The 14,369-nt window shown below is 62.1% G+C and carries 14 protein-coding genes and 1 riboswitch; of the genes, 3 read left to right on the forward strand and 11 right to left on the reverse strand.

Features of this window, described 5'->3' with window-relative positions; all coding sequences use genetic code 11:
• Positions 1-3: 3 nt before the first annotated feature.
• From ACTQ33_RS01555 to ACTQ33_RS01575, 5 genes are all read right to left on the reverse strand, one after another.
• Complete coding sequence (locus ACTQ33_RS01555) at positions 4-747, reverse strand: ABC transporter ATP-binding protein (protein WP_441461541.1); 744 nt, start codon at positions 745-747, stop codon at positions 4-6.
• A 1-nt stretch (position 748) separates the two neighbouring features.
• Positions 749-1,852, reverse strand: a complete 1,104-nt coding sequence (locus ACTQ33_RS01560; protein ID WP_441461543.1) for an ABC transporter substrate-binding protein — start codon at positions 1,850-1,852, stop codon at positions 749-751.
• Positions 1,849-2,613, reverse strand: a complete 765-nt coding sequence (locus tag ACTQ33_RS01565; protein ID WP_441461545.1) for an ABC transporter permease — start codon at positions 2,611-2,613, stop codon at positions 1,849-1,851. Before ACTQ33_RS01565 ends, ACTQ33_RS01560 begins: the two co-directional genes overlap by 4 nt.
• A complete protein-coding gene (locus tag ACTQ33_RS01570) occupies positions 2,603-2,905 on the reverse strand; it encodes a thiamine-binding protein (protein WP_441461547.1) in 303 nt (100 codons plus the stop codon). Before ACTQ33_RS01570 ends, ACTQ33_RS01565 begins: the two co-directional genes overlap by 11 nt.
• A gap of 64 nt (positions 2,906-2,969) precedes the next feature.
• A riboswitch (TPP riboswitch) is annotated at positions 2,970-3,076 on the reverse strand.
• 27 nt (positions 3,077-3,103) lie between these two features.
• On the reverse strand, positions 3,104-4,108 hold the full coding sequence (locus ACTQ33_RS01575; RefSeq protein ID WP_441461549.1) for an asparaginase: 1,005 nt from the start codon (positions 4,106-4,108) through the stop codon (positions 3,104-3,106).
• 159 nt (positions 4,109-4,267) lie between these two features.
• Between ACTQ33_RS01575 and ACTQ33_RS01580 the strand changes: the two genes are divergently transcribed.
• The 3 genes from ACTQ33_RS01580 (at position 4,268) to ACTQ33_RS01590 (ending at position 8,755) form a co-directional block, all read left to right on the forward strand.
• Positions 4,268-4,969, forward strand: coding sequence for an ABC transporter ATP-binding protein (locus ACTQ33_RS01580; protein WP_441461551.1), 702 nt, complete (start codon positions 4,268-4,270; stop codon positions 4,967-4,969).
• Entirely contained in the window at positions 4,963-8,136 is a 3,174-nt protein-coding gene (locus tag ACTQ33_RS01585) for an FtsX-like permease family protein (protein ID WP_441461553.1), read from the forward strand. The genes ACTQ33_RS01580 and ACTQ33_RS01585 overlap by 7 nt, the downstream gene beginning before the upstream one ends.
• Before the next feature lie 457 nt (positions 8,137-8,593).
• The gene (locus tag ACTQ33_RS01590) at positions 8,594-8,755 is read left to right on the forward strand and encodes a hypothetical protein (protein ID WP_441461555.1); all 162 of its coding nucleotides are present in this window, start codon (positions 8,594-8,596) and stop codon (positions 8,753-8,755) included.
• A gap of 27 nt (positions 8,756-8,782) precedes the next feature.
• Here ACTQ33_RS01590 and bcp read toward each other — a convergent pair whose 3' ends face one another.
• From bcp to ACTQ33_RS01620, 6 genes are read right to left on the reverse strand one after another with little or no spacing between them, the layout of a single operon-like run.
• Positions 8,783-9,247, reverse strand: a complete 465-nt coding sequence (bcp, locus tag ACTQ33_RS01595) for a thioredoxin-dependent thiol peroxidase (protein ID WP_441461556.1) — start codon at positions 9,245-9,247, stop codon at positions 8,783-8,785.
• Positions 9,248-9,250: 3 nt separating this feature from the next.
• Positions 9,251-10,000, reverse strand: a complete 750-nt coding sequence (gene yaaA, locus ACTQ33_RS01600; RefSeq protein WP_441461558.1) for a peroxide stress protein YaaA — start codon at positions 9,998-10,000, stop codon at positions 9,251-9,253.
• Between the two features lie 21 nt (positions 10,001-10,021).
• A complete protein-coding gene (locus ACTQ33_RS01605) occupies positions 10,022-11,053 on the reverse strand; it encodes a rod shape-determining protein (RefSeq protein ID WP_441461560.1) in 1,032 nt (343 codons plus the stop codon).
• Positions 11,047-11,730, reverse strand: a complete 684-nt coding sequence (locus ACTQ33_RS01610) for a ComF family protein (protein ID WP_441461561.1) — start codon at positions 11,728-11,730, stop codon at positions 11,047-11,049. Before ACTQ33_RS01610 ends, ACTQ33_RS01605 begins: the two co-directional genes overlap by 7 nt.
• Positions 11,727-13,928, reverse strand: coding sequence for an SF1B family DNA helicase RecD2 (gene recD2, locus ACTQ33_RS01615; RefSeq protein WP_441461563.1), 2,202 nt, complete (start codon positions 13,926-13,928; stop codon positions 11,727-11,729). Before recD2 ends, ACTQ33_RS01610 begins: the two co-directional genes overlap by 4 nt.
• Positions 13,888-14,268, reverse strand: a complete 381-nt coding sequence (locus tag ACTQ33_RS01620) for a hypothetical protein (protein ID WP_441461565.1) — start codon at positions 14,266-14,268, stop codon at positions 13,888-13,890. Before ACTQ33_RS01620 ends, recD2 begins: the two co-directional genes overlap by 41 nt.
• Positions 14,269-14,369: the final 101 nt, after the last annotated feature.

Raw genomic sequence — 14,369 nt, forward strand, 5'->3', positions numbered from 1 at the left:
TTCCTATGGTCTCTGCAACCGCTCCTGAATCTGCCGCTTGTACTGCAAAAATTCCGGAGACAAATTGAAATCCTGCCGCCGGGGCCGCGGCTCTTCCACGACGATCTCCGATGTGATGCGGCCCGGCTGACCCGTCAGCAGATAGATCCGGTCCGACAGCAGCACCGCCTCGTCCATGTCGTGGGTGATGAACAGGGTGGAAAGGTGAATCCGTTCCATGACGTCCAGATACCACCGGTGGATGGCGCTTTTCGTCAGGGTATCCAGCGCCGAAAAGGGCTCGTCCAGCAGCGCCACATCCTGGGAAAACAGGTACGTCCGCAGCAGTGCCGCCCGCTGGCGCATACCGCCGGACAGCTGGGAGGGCCACAGGGTTTCCGTCCCTCCCAGGCCGAACTCCTCAAAGAGCGCCGACGCCTGTTTCCGGGCCTCCCGCTTTTTTACGCCCCGCAGCAGCAGGGGCAGCGCCACATTGTCCTCGATGGTCCGGTACGGCAGCAGCAAATCCTTTTGCAGCATATAGCTGATATGGCCCGGTTTGCCGGTGATGTCCACCCCGTCCAGAAGTACCTGTCCGGCGTCGGGCTGCAGCAGGCCCGAAATGACGTTGAACAGCGTCGTCTTGCCGCCGCCGCTGACGCCCAGCAGACACACCAGCTCCCCTTTCCGCAGGGTGACGGACACATCCTCCAGCACCTGCCGGCCGTCAAAGGACACGGAGACGTTGCGTACTTCCAGCGTTTCCATCTCAGGCTTCCGGCAGATAGTCGTTGGTAAATCCGGCGTCCACGGTCACTTCTCCATCCAGGAGCTGGTTGTCGTTGAGCCACTGGAAGAATCCGCTCCACCGGGCAGCGTCAAACTCGCCCCAGCGGGCGGCATCGGCCTGGTACTCCCCGGCCAGGAACTCCTGGCTGGCATAGATCAGATCGGCGCTGTCGGCCAGCTCCGGCACGGCCTCCATCAGAATGTCGGCGGCCTCCTTGGGGTTCTCCATGCAGTATTCATAGCCCCGGGTCACGGCCTCCAGGAATGCCTTGGACTCCTCGGGATGCTCGGTGAGATAGTCGTTGTTGGCGATGATGACGGGGGTGTAGAAGTCGAACACCGGGTCAATATCGGCAAAGGCGAAGTAATCGGTCTCCAGACCGGCCACGTCGCAGGCCACACCGGCCCAGCCCTCATAGACCCAGATGGCGTCCACGGACTTGGTCTCCAGCGCCGTCACCTCGTCGGTGACCATGGAGGGAATCAGCTCCACCTTGGAGAAATCGCCGCCATCGGCCTCCATGACCTGCTGGATGGTGGCCTTTTCCACCGGCAGGTCCCAGGTGGCGTACTTGTGGCCCTCAAGCCCCTTGGGGGTGTCCATGCCCTCGCCCTTGCGGGAGATGATGCCGGAGGTGTTGTGCTGGATGATGGCCGCCACCGCCGTAATGGGCAGCTGGGCATCCCCGATGAGGGCCGGGGCGATGTAGTCCTGGAAGGACACGCCGAACTGTGCGCCGCCGCTGCCCACCAGCATCTCCGCGCCGCCGTCGGGGGGCTGCACCACGTTGACCGTCAGTCCAGCCTCTTCAAAATAGCCCAGCTTCTGGGCCACATACACGCCGGTGTGGTTGGTGTTGGGGGTCCAGTCCAGGACGAAGGTAATCTCCGTCAGCTCCGCCGGGTCCTGGTCCTCCGTGGCTTCCGGCTCGCCGGTGGCAGCAGCATCGTCGGCGGTGGTCTCCGGAGTGGTGGCAGGCTCGTCGGTCGTGGCGGTGTCCTGGGCCTTCTGGCCGCAGGCCCCCAGGCCCAGCATCAAAGTCAGGGCCAGCAGCAGCGCCCACAGGCGTTTGGTCAGATTCATTTGGGTTCTTCCTTTCTGTCTTTCAGATAGCGATAGGGCATGCTCTTTCGCTCCAGCAGGCTCACGGCGGCCATGAGGGCCAGGGAGACGGCGGAAATGAGAAAGATCACGGCAAACATTTTGTCAAAGGCAAAGGCGCTTTTGACCCGGGTCATATAGACGCCCAGCCCGGCGAAGCCGCCCAGCCATTCACTGATGACTGCGCCCACCACCGAATAGGCGGCGGCAATGCGCAGTCCCGAGAAGAACTGGGGCATGGCCGAGGGGCATTTGAGATAGCGGAAAATCCGGACCCGCCCGGCCCCCATGGACCGCAGCAGCCCCACGGCGTCCCGGTCCACAGACCGGAAGCCGTCCAGCAGTCCCACGGTGACGGGGAAAAAGGTCACCAGAATGATGAGGATGACCTTGGGCAGCATCTCATATCCAAACCACAGCACCAGCAGCGGCGCGATGGCCACCGTGGGGATGGTCTGGGACAGAATCAAAATGGGATAGACGGCCCGGTACAGGACCTCGAAGGCGTCCATCAGCACGGCAAAGAAAAAGCCGATGGCCACGCCCAGGACCAGACCATACAGCGCTTCCTGCAACGTCACCAACGCGTGTTCGGCCAGCAGCGCCCGGTCGCCCCACAGCGCCTGGAACACCTTTACCGGCGACGGCAGCAGATAGGCCGGGACCAGGCCGCTGACGGAGGCCAGCTGCCAGAGAACCAGCAGCACGGCCACGGCCACCACGGCGGGCAGTTTACTGCGCATGGTGCTTGGTGACCTTTTTCTCGATGGTGAGGATCTCCCCCTCCGGCTCGTAGACCACCTTGATGTAGGCCGAGACCTTGGGGGCGCCGGCGCGGATTGCCACATGCTGGCATTCCTTGACGATGTCCATGAGCTGGTCATAGTCATCGCCCTCGATGGTGGTTTCAAAGGGACCGACGTAGTAGTTGAGGCCCTGGGCCTTGATGTAGTCGATGACCTCGTCGACGATGCGCACCAATTCTTCGTCGTTTTCCGCCTTCGGCAGCGTTTGGATGGCGACACTTGCTTTCATACTTCTGTTCCTCCTATTAACGAAAAAAACTGCCCACGCCGGGTACAGCGCGGGCAGTAATAGCCAAAAAAGCCGTTATGATTCCTACGCCGGCATGACCCGGATCAGGTATATGGGTCACGGCGATTCAGCCGTCTCTCAGCCCGTTCGCGGGCTCCCCGTTGTCATTCGATAGTGTACCGCAGCCGACGCGGTTTGTCAAGTCTCAATGCAATTCAGCAAATCCTGAGCCACCGGCGTGTTGAACTGCCGCCGCAGTTCTTCATCGGGCAGGTCCTGGCCCAGCAGCCACATCAGTTTGGTCACCGCCGCTTCGATGGTCATATCGTGGGCCTGGAGCACGTCATAGGCGGCCATGGCCTTGCGGCCCACCTCGTAGACCTCCAGATCGCTGCCCTCCAGCATGGCCTGGGTGGCAACCACCACATGGCAGCCCCGCTCCTTGAGGGTCTGGAGCTTGTCCAGAAAGTTCCGCTGATGGGCAAAGGGCAGCCCGCCCGCGCCGTAGCTTTCAATGACCAAGGCCCGGTAGTGGTCCCCGATATAGTCGAGGATGGCCGGGTCCATGCCGGGAATCAGCTTGAGCAGAAACACCTCCGGCAGCAGCTTGTGGTAAAACCGCACCGGTTCCGTATGGTGGAAGGTCACATACTGGAAGATACGGCCCTGGTCGATGAGGGCCACCTCCGGATAGTTGATGCTGGAAAAGGCCGCATAGCTTTTGGTTTTCAGCTTTTTGGCCCGGGTACCCAGGATGGCCCGGCCGGAGAAGACGACGAACACGCCGCCGCACCGCTCCTGGCAGGCGAAGCACAGACTGTCCAGCAGATTTTTCTTGGCGTCGGTGATGGGGTCCACAAGGGGCTTCTGGGCGCCGGTGAGGACAATGGGCTTGTTGGACTGCTGAATCAGATACGACAGCGCCGCCGACGTATAGGCCATGGTGTCGGTGCCGTGGGTGATGACAAAACCGTCGTAGTCGTCGTAGTGTTGTTCGATGGTGGCGGCCATGAGCAGCCATTGTTCCGGCTGGACGTTGGTGCTGTCGATGTTGAGCAGCTGCACCGTGTCAATGGTACAGAAGCTCTGTGCCTCCGGAACGCTTTCGTACAGCTCCCGGGAGGTGATGCCGGGGGCCAGACCGTGCTCCGTTTGGGTGGAGGCGATGGTGCCGCCGGTGGCGATGAGAAGAACGCGCTTCAAAGCCGGTACTCCTTTCCTGCAACAGGGAATCGTTTTCTTATTATACCCAGCTTCCCCCGGTTCGTAAAGAAGAAATTGCCCTTGCGGTGTCAAAGGGGATTGCGAATCCTGCCGAAAGGGGTATACTAGAATCAGGAATTGCCGACGGGAGGGACGTATATGCACTACATTTCCTTTGAGAACGTGTGGAAGGAGTACCGCATGGGAGAAGTGGTCATCCGGGCGGTGGACGGTGTGACCTTTTTCATTGAAAAGGGGGAATTTGCCATCATTGTGGGTCCCTCCGGCGCGGGCAAAACGACGGTGCTCAATATGCTGGGGGGCATGGACACGTGCAGCGGCGGCGTGCTGGAGGTGGACGGGGTCCGGGTCAGCGGCATGACCACCCGGCAACTGACGGCCTACCGCCGCAATGACATCGGCTTTGTGTTTCAGTTTTACAATCTGGTGCAGAATCTGACGGCCCTGGAGAATGTGGAATTGGCGGCCCAGATTTGCCGCCACCCTCTGGACGCGGCCCAGACGCTGGAGCATGTGGGCCTGGGCCACCGGCTGGGCAATTTCCCGGCCCAGCTGTCCGGCGGCGAGCAGCAGCGGGTCGCCATTGCGCGGGCCTTGGCCAAGAATCCCAAGCTGCTGCTGTGCGACGAACCCACGGGCGCTTTGGACTATGTGACCGGCAAGGCCATTTTGCAGCTTTTGCAGGACACCTGCCGGAAAAGCGGGATGACCGTGGTGGTCATCACCCACAATTCGGCCTTGACGCCCATGGCCGACCGGGTCATCCGCATTAAAAACGGCAAGGTGTCCGACGTGACGGAGAATCCCCACCCCACCCCTGTGGAGGCGATTGAATGGTGATACGACCCAACCGGCTGCGCACCGACGCGTGGCGGGAGATTCGCCATACCTTCTCCCGCTTTCTGTCGCTGATGATACTGTCGGCCCTGGCGGTGGCCTTTCTGGTGGGTCTGCGGGCCGCGGCCCCCCATATGGAATACACCGCCGACCAATATTACGACGAGACCCACCTGATGGACGGCTATGTGCTGTCCACCATGGGCCTGACCGACGAGGACCTGGAGGCCCTTTCCGCCGCCCCCGGCGTGGCGCAGGTGGAGGGGGGCTGGAATCTGGACGCCATCGCCATTGACAGCGTGGTGACGGTCCGTTCCCTGCCGGAACAGCTGAACCGGCTGACGGTGAAAGAGGGGCGTCTGCCCCGGTCCGAGGACGAGTGCGTTACAGAGACGCTGCTGCTGGAAAGCCTGGGCCTTTCTGTGGGCGACACCCTGGAACTGACCGCCGCCGAGGACGAGGAGGAAGACCTGTCCTGCTGGACCTATACGGTGGTGGGAACCGTCACCTCTCCCCTGTACGTTGGCACCGACCGTGGTACCAGCCGTTTGGGCAACGGCGCGGTGGACGGCTTTGTATACGTTCCGGCGGATAATTTCCAGATGGATGTCTATACAGTGGCCTATTTCACCGGCCAGGGGCTTGCGGAATTGGAAAGCTATTCCGACGATTATGACAACCGGGCGGAAGCGCTGCTGGACAGTCTGGAACCCCTTTCCGAGGAACGGGCGGCCCTGCGGGACGATGTGGTGCGGCAGGAGGCACAGGAGGAACTGGACGACGCCCAGCGGGACCTTGACGACGCCCAGGAGGAATTGGACGATGCCAAGGAGAAGCTGGAACAGGCCCGGGCGGAGCTGGACGCAGGCTGGCAGCAGTATTATGACGGCCTATCCCAACTGACCACGTCCATCACCGACGGACGGGCCCAGCTGGAGGAAACCGCCGCCACCCTGGTAAACGGGTGGCAGGACTATTACGACGGTCAGGCCCAATATGAAGCGGCCCTTTCGGACTATGAAGCCCAGGCCGCCCAGCTGGCGGCGGCGGAGCAGGAATTGGAACAGGGACAGGCCCAGTATGAAGCGGCCCTGGCCCCCTATGCGGGAACGCCCCAATACGCTCTGGTGGAACAGCAGTTAACGCCCCAGAAGGCCCAGCTGGAGGAAACGGCCGCCGTCCTGGCGGAAGCCCGGCAGCAGTTAGACGCGGGCAAAGCCCAGCTGGACGAGACTGCCGCCACCCTGGCGGAAACCCACGACCAGCTGACGGCGGGACAGTCCCAGTATGAAGCAGCGTTGGCGGCGCTGAACCGGCAGCAGTTGGCGGGACAAGCCCAGTTGTCCGGTTCCCTGGCAAAGCTGGACGAGGGCGAAACGGCCTATGCCCGGTCCCTGGGGCAGTATGCCGCCGCTGTGGCCGAAGCGGAACCGGAGCTAAAGGACGCCCGGCAGGAGTTAGAAGACGGCCAACAGGAGTTAGACGAGATGGAGCCGTGTGAATGGTACGTCCTGGGCCGGGACGCCAACGCGGGCATTGTGGGCTATTCCCAGGATGCCCAGCGAGTGGCCAATCTGGCGGCGGTGTTCCCGGTGATCTTCTTTGTGGTGGCGGCCCTGGCCTGTCTCACCACCATGACCCGTATGGTGGAGGAACAGCGGGCCCAAATCGGCGCGCTGAAAGCGCTGGGTTTTTCCCGCATGGCCATTTCCTGGAAGTATTTGGGCTATGCGGCGGCGGCCAGCTGTACCGGCGGCCTGGCGGGGCTGGCCCTGGGGGCCACGTTGATTCCGGCGGTCATCGCCAACGCCTTTGCCATTATGTATACCATGCCGGAGTTGCAATACAAATCGCTGCCGGTCCTCTATTCCCTGTCGGTGCTGCTGGCGGTGGTGTGTACCACCGGCGCGTCCCTGTGGGCCTGTTTTGCCACGCTCATGGACACCCCGGCCAATCTGATGCGGCCCCGGGCTCCCAAACCGGGGCGGCGGGTGTTTTTGGAATACTGTACGCCCCTCTGGCGGCGGCTCAGCTTTACCTGGAAGGTGACCATGCGGAATCTGTTCCGGTATCAGCGGCGGTTCTGGATGACGGTCCTGGGCATCGGCGGCTGTACAGCGCTGATCGTCACGGGTTTTGGTCTCCACGATTCCATCTTTGCCATTCTGGACAACCAGTATGACGAGATCTGTGTCTATGACACGTTGGTGGGCATCGACTCCGACCTGTCGCAGGGCCAGCGGAAAAAGATCACGACGTATCTGGACGGCAGCGACGCGGTGGCGGACTATCTGTTCACGTCCCAGGAATCGCTGGACGTGTCGGCGGGTGGGGTTTCCTATGGAGCCACCCTGTTTGCCGTATCGGATGGCGACGCCTTTTCCCGGTTTATCCGGCTGCGGGACCGGCAGACCGGCGAATCCCTTGCTTTGTCGGACCAGGGCGTGGTGCTGTCGGAGAAGACGGCGGAGCTGCTGGAAGTGGAGCCGGGAGACCGCATCATCCTGGACGGAGAAAAACGGGTGGAGGTCACCGTGACGGCCTTGACGGAAAACTATGTGCAGCATTATGTCTACCTGACGGCGGACCTGTACGAGCAGCTGTTCGGGCAGCCGCCGGAGGAAAACACGATTCTTCTGACCTACGGACCCCAGGTGGATGATGTGGCGTCGGACGATACCACCACAGAGCTGATGACCATGGACGGCGTCACGTCGTGTTCGTATATCGCCACCATGCGGGATTTGTTCACGGATAGCATGTCGGCGGTCAACTATGCGGTGGTCATTATCATTGTGGCGGCGGCGGCGCTGGCCTTTGTGGTGCTGTATAACCTGACGAATATCAATATCACGGAGCGCATCCGGGAGCTGGCGACGTTGAAGGTGCTGGGGTTCTATGACCGGGAAGTGACGGCGTATGTGTACCGGGAAAACGCGTTTTTGACGCTGTTCGGCATCGGGCTGGGGCTGGTGATGGGCCGGTGGCTCCACAGTTGGATGGTGCTGACGGTGGAAATCGATCTGGTCATGTTTGGACGGACCGCGCCGCCGTATGCCTATGGGTTGGCGGCGGTCATGACGGTGGTGTTCTCTCTGGTGGTCAATCTGGCGGCCCATTATAAGCTGAAGACGGTGGATATGGTGGAAAGTCTGAAATCCGTTGAATAACCCCCAATCTACGCACCAAACAATAAAAGTTTTACTCGATTTTTTTCAAAAAATCGCGGAGTCCAGAGGCAGAGCCGCTGGTCGCCCCGCGCACGGGGCGAAACACCCGCTGGCCGCAGCCAGCGAAACACCCGCGCCGCGCACGGCGCGAAATCCCCCAGCGTCCCAAAGCGCCCGTCGCAACGGGCGCAATTCCCGGGGCGTCAGCCCCAAAGCCGCCGTCCCCACCCCTCACGGGGTGGTGGGCGGCGGCTTTTCCGTTTCCCCCGTATTCCATTTCGTGTGGGGTTCCTATCACCGTATGCACCCTGTCGGGGACAAACTGCTCCTTGTGGTCTGTGGGGTGGGTACGTCATCGGACACGGTGCGACATAAGGCCGCCGTCCGCCACCCGCTGACGGGGTGGGGACGGCGGCCTTCGGCTTTGCCGGGAGTGGCGCCATCTGCGGATGGCGCTATGGACGATTGGGTATTTCGCCCGCTGCGGCGGGCGGGTGTTTCGCCCGTTGCGACGGGCGGGTATTTCGCGCCGTGCGCGGCGCGGGAGTTTCGCCCCGTGCGCGGGGCGACCAAAGGCTCTGCCTTTGGAAACCGCGATTTTTTGAAAAAAATCGAGTAAAACTTTTAATTTGGGGTGCGTTGGGCGTTACTGCTTACTACGCAGGTACTCCAGAATCTCCGCCGCATTGGTATCCGGCTTCACCTTGGGCATGACCTTCTCAATCACACCATTCCCATCAATGACAAAGGTGGACCGGACCACGCCCATGGACACCTTTCCATAATTCTTCTTTTCCTGCCACACGCCGAACCCCTCAATGGCCTGCCGCTCCGGGTCCGACAGCAGGATAAACGGCAAATTATATTTCTCCGCAAACTTCACATGGGAGGCCACGGAATCCTTACTGATTCCGATCACCACCACGTCCAGCGCCTTGAATTCCTCATAGGCCCCCGCAAAGGCGCAGGCCTGACGGGTGCAGCCGGGGGTATTATCCCGGGGATAGAAATAGAGCACCACCGTTTTCCCCGCGAAATCCGACAGGGAGACGGCATTGCCGTCCTTATCGCTGAGGGTAAAGTTCGGCGCTTTCATACCGACTTCCAGCATCGTTTATGTTCCTCCTTGCACAAATACGTCATTGTTTTTGGTCGAGCGGTCCGGGTCATAGACAAAGCCCAGCCCGTCAAACCGCCGCAGCTGTTCCACGTCGGTCACCCGGTTTTGGGCCATCCAACGGACCATCTCTCCCCTGGCCATCTTGCACAGGGTCCCCTGCTCCACGGCCTTGCCGTTTTTCAGCACGGCAAAGGTACAGCGGTGGACCGTCACCGCCGGCGGCAGATGGGGCGTCACTGCCCGGCTGTACTCCTTGGACGCTAAATCCACCACCGTGTCCGTCTCCCGGGCCACGGTCCGGGCCAGCGTGTCGCTCCAGAAGCCGTAAAGGTCCTTGGCGCCGTCCACGGACAGTACCGCCTGCATCTCCAGCCGGTAGGGCGTCACGCCGTCAAAGGGCCGCACCATCCCGTAAAAGCCCGACAGAATCCGCAGATACTCCTGTAAATAGTCCAGCTCTGCATCCTCCAGCACGCCGGGGGCCAGATACCGATAGGCGATGCCCTCGTAGGACAGCACCGCCGGCGTCAGTCCCCGCCGCAGGTCCATATGGGCCAGCCGTTCCACGTTTTGGGCGGCAATGGCCTCATTGCACTTCCACAGCGTCCGCAGCTGCTCCGGCGTCCTGGACCGGAGCACATCCAGCAGCCGTTCCGTCCGGTCCAGAAAGTCCGGCAGCCCCATGGGGGCCAGGGTGTCCGTGTCCACCCGCATTTTCTTGGCCGGAGCCAGTAAAATCCGCATACCTGTCTCCTGTCCCCGCCGTTATTCCTGCAACAGCTTTTTGCGGGCCAGATTGATGGTGCCCTCCTGCATCTGCTTGATCCACCGCAGACTCTTGCCGCAGCCCAGGGCCACGCAGGAGTCGGCGTCGTCGGCCTGGGAACAGGGAATGCCGGTCCGCTCCATAATCAGCTGGGCAAAGCCCCACAGCTGACTGCCGCCGCCGGTGAGGGTGATGCCGTTCTGGGAGATATCGGCCACCAGCTCCGGCGAGGTCTGCTCCATCACCGCCAGAATCTCATCCACGATCTGCCGGGCCGGGCGCTTAAAGACCTCGTACAGCTCGGCGGAGCTGACCTCCACTTCTTTGGGCAGGCCCGTTTTCAGGTCCCGGCCCTTGGAGCGCATACTGACGTTCTGCCCCCGCTCGTAGACACAGCCGATGGCGATTTTCAATTCCTCGGCGGCGTTGGGGCCCAGCAGCACATTGAACCGGCGGCGGACGTAACGAATCACCTGCTCGTCAAAGGACTGGCCCGCCACCTTCAGGGACGAGGACACCGCCACATTATTCATGGTCACCACAGCCACGTCGGTGGTACCGCCGCCGATGTCCACCACCAGGTGTCCGCCGGGGTCGTCCAGATTCATCTGGGCGCCCAGGGCGGCGGCGAAGGGTTCCTCGATCAGGTACACCCGCCGGGCGCCGGCCTCCATGGTGGCCTGGATGACGGCCCGTTCCTCCACCTCGCTGATGCCGCTGGGGACCGTGACCACCACACGGGGCTTGACAAAGGCAAACCGCGTGACCTTTTTGATCATCTGTGTCAGCATCTTTTCCGTCATCTCGTAGTCGGAGATGACGCCCTCCCGCAGAGGCCGTAATGCCACCACATTGCCGGGGGTGCGGCCCAGCATGTTATTGGCGGCGGCGCCCACCTGCAACACCTTACCGGTGTTTTTGTCCACGGCAACCACCGACGGCTCCCGGAGCACGATGCCCTTTCCGGCCTCATAGATCAGCACGTTGGCCGTGCCCAGATCGATTCCCAGATCGTGTGATAACTTTAACATGGCTTCACCTGTTCATTTTCCTTAAATTCTCGGCTTCTGGCCAGCGCGGCCATCCAGACGGTGTCGGCCCCTGCCAGCAGCAGCGTCCGGCCCGCCTCTGTAGCCGTGGCGCCGGTGGTCCAGACATCGTCCACCAGCAGCAGCCGTTTTCCGGCCGCCGCGCGGTCCACAGCGGTGTAAACGCCCAGCACATTGGCCCGCCGGGCCTCCGGCGTGGTCAAGGTGGATTGGGGCGGATTGTGTTTTGTCTTGCGGAGCGTGGATACCAGAGGCTTGTCCAACGCCTTGGCCAAAGCCACCGCCAGCAGCTTCGACTGGTCATAGCCCCGCCGCCAACGGCGGCGACGGCTCACCGGTACCCAAGTGACGGCGTCCACATTCTCCAGGGGCAGCCGGACACAGGCCGCGGCCAGCAGGCGGCCGTAACAGCGGCTATAGTGGCTCCGGCCGGAAAACTTGTACCGGAGAATGGACGCCCGAACCGTGCCCTGGTACCACAGGGCCGCCGTGACGCCGTCAAACACGGCGGTACGCTGGAGTTTTTCATCGCACACCGGCAGGGTCTTGCGGCAGCTGTCGCAGAACTCCCGCTGATGCCGCGTCAGCAGCTTTCCGCAGAGGACGCACTTGGGCGGATAGATCAGGTCCAGCAGGACCGTTACGGGATGGAACTTCATGCCTCCGGCTCCCGCTGCTGCAAGCGCAGCTTCAATCCGCTGTACCGGCGCTGCTGGCGGTCATTGGCCGTCATCTGGGCAATGACCGATTCATCGCCCACAATAATCAGCATCTGTCTGGCCCGGGTGATGGCCGTATAGAGGATGCTGCGGCTCAGCAGGTACGGCGAACCGCTCCAGGCCGTCAGAATCACGGCCCGGTATTCGCTGCCCTGACTCTTGTGTACCGTCATGGCGTAGGCCAATTCCAGCTCCGACAGCATATCAAACTCATAGGCGGCGGTCCGGTCGTCGTCAAAAACCACCGTCAGCGTCTCGGTGCTGTGGTTGATGGTGGTGATAACGCCCATATCGCCGTTGAAGACGCCGACGCCGCTGCCCAGGCCGTCGGTGCGCTTCCAGACAATGTCGTAATTGTTGCGAATCTGCATGACCCGGTCCCCCTCCCGGAACACGGTTTCGCCCCGCTGGCGTTCGGCCTTGTTGGGGGTGGGGGGATTGAGCACCGCCTGGAGCCGCTTGTTCAGGTTGACGGTGCCCGTCTCCTGCTTGCGGGTGGGCGACAACACCTGAATTTCCGCCGGAGGAATGCCCATATTTTCCGGCAGCCGCCGGTCGCACAGGTCGCAGATGGTATCCACCACCGCTTCCGCCGTCCGCCGCTTGAGGAAAAAGAAATCCCGGTCCTTAACGGTCAGCTGGGGCAGATGGCCCTGGTTGACGGCGTGGGCATTCATGACGATCAGGCTCTCTCTCGCCTGTCGGAAAATCTCCGTCAGCCGCACCATGGGCAGGACGCCGCTGCGGATGAGATCGGAAAAAACGTTGCCCGGTCCCACCGACGGCAGCTGATCCGGGTCCCCCACCAGCACCAGACGGCACCGGGGCGGCAACGCCCGCAGCAGGGATTGCATCAGCTGCAAATCCACCATGGAGGTCTCGTCCACCACCACGGCCTCCACATCCAAGGGGTCGTCCTCATTGTGGGTAAAGACCATGGCCCCGCTTTCCGGGTCAAACTGGGCCTCCAGCAGCCGGTGAATCGTGGACGCCTCCCGCCTCGTCAAATCGCTGAGCCGTTTGGCGGCCCGGCCCGTGGGGGCGGCCAGCAGGGATTTCAATTTCATCCGGTCGAAAAGATCGAGGATGCCGTCCAGGGTCGTGGTTTTACCGGTGCCGGGGCCGCCGGTGACCAGGACCACCCGGTGCTCGGCGGCGGCGGTGATGGCTTCCAGCTGTTGGCGGGCATAGGCAATTTTCCGGTTGGCCTGGACCTCGCCCAGGAGCCGGGCCAAATCCACCGGCAGCTTGGGGGCGTCGTCCACCATGTCCCGCAGCCGCCGGGCCACATAGACCTCGGCCTCGTACAGCTCCGGCAGATAGCAGATATCCATATCGGCCAGCCGGTCCAGGGCAATTCTCCCCTGCTCCTGGAGCCGCAGAAAGCCCTCGTCGATGGTGGCCCGGTCCAGACCCAGCAATCCCTCCGTGGCGGCGGCCAGCTTGTTGCGCGGAAGAAACACATGGCCGTTGTTGAGGTTGTGGCTCAATTCAAAGCAGATGCCCGCCTCCACCCGCCGCTCGTCGGCGCCGTCCACGCCCAGGGAGATGGCGAAGTGGTCCACCTGTCCAAAGGTGGCGCCGAAAAAGCTGTCGGTCAGCAGATAGGGGTCGTCCCGGATGGCGTCCACAGCCATTTCGCCATAGACCCGGTAGAGCCGCAATGCCAGTTCCGTAGGCAGATTGTGGGCCGACAGAAATTCAATGAGCCGTCGGATGCCCACCTGACGGCGAAAGGAGCGGCTCATCTCCTGGGCCTTTTTTTCCGAAATACCGGGCAGGGTTGCCAGCCGTTCCGGGTCGTTTTCGATGACGTCCAGGGCATGGACGCCGAAGGCCTCCACGATGCGCTTGGCCATGACGGCGCCAATGCCCTTGACGGCGCGGGACGACAGAAACGCCTGGATGCCCGAAGCCGATTCCGGCATAAGCCGTTCCAGAAACTCCGCCTCAAACTGACGGCCGTAGGAAGGATGGCGGCTCCATTTACCGGCCACCACCAGCCGTTCTCCCACGTTGGTCATGGGGATGGTGCCCACTACGGTGATGGTCTCGCCGCTCTCGGTGTCGAACCGCAGCACGGCATAGCCGTTTTCCTCATTCTGATAGACGATGGCCGACACGCTCCCGCGTATCATCTCCTGCTGTACTTCCACCTTCACACCTCACCTGTTCTGTCTGCGTGGGTCCCAACCACCGGATGTACTCATGCCGTCGGGCCAGGGTCTCGGCCCGGCGGCGGGCCGCCGGGGCCATACCGTGGTCCTCGATGACCAGTTCCGTCCGGACCAGCCCCGTGTCGTGGAGCCATTCAAAGCTGTGAACCGTCTGCTCCAGATCGGGGGCATCGTCCCGGCCCCGGTAGACCACAAATACCGTCTCCCCAGCCAGCGGCAGCAGCAGCCGCCCCATCCAGAGCCAAAGGGCCAGCAGCAGCCCGGCCGTGGCCAGAATGGCTACCGCCATCTGTCCCATCATACGTACCCCTCCCCTTACCATGTTGGGCACAGTCCGTGCCGTCTCATTCTATGCCGGAGGGGGGCCGGCGGTGCAGCCGCACCGCGTCCATATCTAAGTTA

It is taken from the genome of Candidatus Avoscillospira sp. LCP25S3_F1 (assembly GCF_052117125.1).
GTDB lineage: Bacteria > Bacillota > Clostridia > Oscillospirales > Oscillospiraceae > Avoscillospira_A.

Coding starts and splice junctions, on each gene's coding strand:
- ACTQ33_RS01555 (WP_441461541.1), bottom strand. CDS start 747: ATGGAAACGCTGGAAGTACGCAACGTCTCCGTGTCCTTTGACGGCCGG.
- ACTQ33_RS01560 (WP_441461543.1), bottom strand. CDS start 1,852: ATGAATCTGACCAAACGCCTGTGGGCGCTGCTGCTGGCCCTGACTTTG.
- ACTQ33_RS01565 (WP_441461545.1), bottom strand. CDS start 2,613: ATGCGCAGTAAACTGCCCGCCGTGGTGGCCGTGGCCGTGCTGCTGGTT.
- ACTQ33_RS01570 (WP_441461547.1), bottom strand. CDS start 2,905: ATGAAAGCAAGTGTCGCCATCCAAACGCTGCCGAAGGCGGAAAACGAC.
- ACTQ33_RS01580 (WP_441461551.1), top strand. CDS start 4,268: ATGCACTACATTTCCTTTGAGAACGTGTGGAAGGAGTACCGCATGGGA.
- ACTQ33_RS01585 (WP_441461553.1), top strand. CDS start 4,963: ATGGTGATACGACCCAACCGGCTGCGCACCGACGCGTGGCGGGAGATT.
- ACTQ33_RS01590 (WP_441461555.1), top strand. CDS start 8,594: ATGGACGATTGGGTATTTCGCCCGCTGCGGCGGGCGGGTGTTTCGCCC.
- bcp (WP_441461556.1), bottom strand. CDS start 9,247: ATGCTGGAAGTCGGTATGAAAGCGCCGAACTTTACCCTCAGCGATAAG.
- yaaA (WP_441461558.1), bottom strand. CDS start 10,000: ATGCGGATTTTACTGGCTCCGGCCAAGAAAATGCGGGTGGACACGGAC.
- ACTQ33_RS01605 (WP_441461560.1), bottom strand. CDS start 11,053: ATGTTAAAGTTATCACACGATCTGGGAATCGATCTGGGCACGGCCAAC.
- ACTQ33_RS01610 (WP_441461561.1), bottom strand. CDS start 11,730: ATGAAGTTCCATCCCGTAACGGTCCTGCTGGACCTGATCTATCCGCCC.
- recD2 (WP_441461563.1), bottom strand. CDS start 13,928: ATGATACGCGGGAGCGTGTCGGCCATCGTCTATCAGAATGAGGAAAAC.
- ACTQ33_RS01620 (WP_441461565.1), bottom strand. CDS start 14,268: ATGATGGGACAGATGGCGGTAGCCATTCTGGCCACGGCCGGGCTGCTG.